General features: G+C 36.9%; 3 protein-coding genes. 2 read left to right on the forward strand and 1 reads right to left on the reverse strand.

Annotated features, from left to right (window positions below; genetic code table 11):
• Positions 1-66: 66 nt before the first annotated feature.
• Positions 67-255 (forward strand): four helix bundle protein, encoded by a 189-nt coding sequence (locus BAZSYMA_RS00590; RefSeq protein ID WP_090714483.1) that lies wholly within the window; start codon positions 67-69, stop codon positions 253-255.
• Entirely contained in the window at positions 255-1,214 is a 960-nt protein-coding gene (gshB, locus tag BAZSYMA_RS00595; RefSeq protein WP_090714485.1) for a glutathione synthase, read from the forward strand. The genes BAZSYMA_RS00590 and gshB overlap by 1 nt, the downstream gene beginning before the upstream one ends.
• Here gshB and BAZSYMA_RS00600 read toward each other — a convergent pair.
• Positions 1,198-1,512: a hypothetical protein gene (locus BAZSYMA_RS00600; RefSeq protein WP_195910025.1), complete on the reverse strand. Its 315-nt coding sequence runs from the start codon at positions 1,510-1,512 to the stop codon at positions 1,198-1,200. The two genes, gshB and BAZSYMA_RS00600, sit on opposite strands and share 17 nt — an antisense overlap.
• Positions 1,513-1,592: the final 80 nt, after the last annotated feature.

Below are 1,592 nucleotides of genomic sequence, written 5' to 3' on the forward strand. Positions count from 1 at the left end.
TTTTTATTGTTTCTTTGCATTTGTTAAAAATTACACCAAAGTGACGATTAATAAAGAATTCTGACAATGGCATTATTTAGCGAATTAGCGGTTTATAAAACGGGCTATGATTTTTTACTGGAGATTTATAATCGCACAAAAAACTTTCCAAGAGAGTATAAATTTAGTCTAGGTGAGAAAATGAAAGAAGCCAGTTTGGATTTGCTGATTGATGTGTGCAAAGCCAACAAAAGTAAACCGCAAAGACCTTTATAATACCTACTATGAAAATTGCTGTACTAATGGATGATATTGTCAATATCAATCCAAAAAAAGACGCTTCACTAGCTATGATGCTAGAGGCTACGCGTCGCGAGTGGGAAGTTTATACCTTTGATACAACCGACCTATTCGCAGATGAAGACGGTGTTTATGCACACGCTTCACAAACCACTGTGGCTGATAATCTTGAACACTGGTTTGAGAAACAACCCAGTCAAATAATGGCACTAAGTGCATTTGATGTTATTTTGATGCGCAAAGACCCACCGTTTGACATGGATTATATCTACGCCACTTATTTTTTAGAACAGGCAGAAAAACAAGGAGTACTGGTTGTCAACAAATCACAATCCTTGCGTGATGCTAATGAAAAATTATTTACGCTAAATTTTCCACACTGCATACCAAAGACCTTAGTAAGTAGCAATCAAGCACAAATTAAAACTTTTATTGAAGCCCAACGAACTGCAGTAGTCAAACCACTAGATGGCATGGGTGGGCGCGATATTTTCAAATTTGAAATAGGTGATAGCGAGATAGACACCACATTAAAACGCTTGACAAATAACAATAAGCGTCCAATTATGGTGCAAGAATTTTTGCCTGAAATCGTCAAAGGTGACAAACGCATTTTACTAATTGATGGTAAACCGATTGATTATGCCTTAGCACGCATCCCTGCAAAAGGTAACTTTAAGGGCAATTTAGCCGCAGGTGCTTTGGGCGTTGGACAGCCTTTAAGTAGGCGTGACTATTGGCTGTGCGAACAAATAGCGCCTACTTTAAAAGCTAAAGGCTTAATGTTTGTCGGATTAGATGTGATCGGCGACACCATCACCGAGATTAATGTCACCAGTCCGACTTGCATTCGTGAATTAGATACACAATTTAATTTAAATATTGCTGGTGTGTTATTTGATGCAATTGAGCAAAAAATTAAACCTCGGAAATAATCTCAAAATCATTCAAACTACCCGTAACAGCAAAACCAATAACTTTTCTTGTATTTTGTGCCTTTTTAAGCTTGCAAGCAATTTGATTGATACTGGCACCAGAGCCAACAGCATCGTCAATAATTAATGTTGTTTGAAACTTTGCTACACTACTAACCACAAATGTGTGCTGTGCGTTCTCTATTCTGTCGTTGAGTTTCTTCAGTGTCTTTTGTGGCACTCTAATATCGCCAATCAATTTATCAACCCTAATCCTTGCAAGGCTAAGCGCTAATTCAGACTCTAATACCATTTTCAAAAATAAACTAAACTAATTCTATCCATTCTCTACTACACAATTTCTTAACAAAATTATCCTTCTTTAAGATGTCATTCCAA

The organism is Bathymodiolus azoricus thioautotrophic gill symbiont, assembly GCF_001298715.1.
In the GTDB taxonomy this organism is placed as follows: domain Bacteria; phylum Pseudomonadota; class Gammaproteobacteria; order PS1; family Pseudothioglobaceae; genus Thiodubiliella.

Bases quoted from the DNA above. Each gene is read 5' to 3' on its own strand.
- BAZSYMA_RS00590 (WP_090714483.1), top strand. From the start codon at position 67: ATGGCATTATTTAGCGAATTAGCGGTTTATAAAACGGGCTATGATTTT.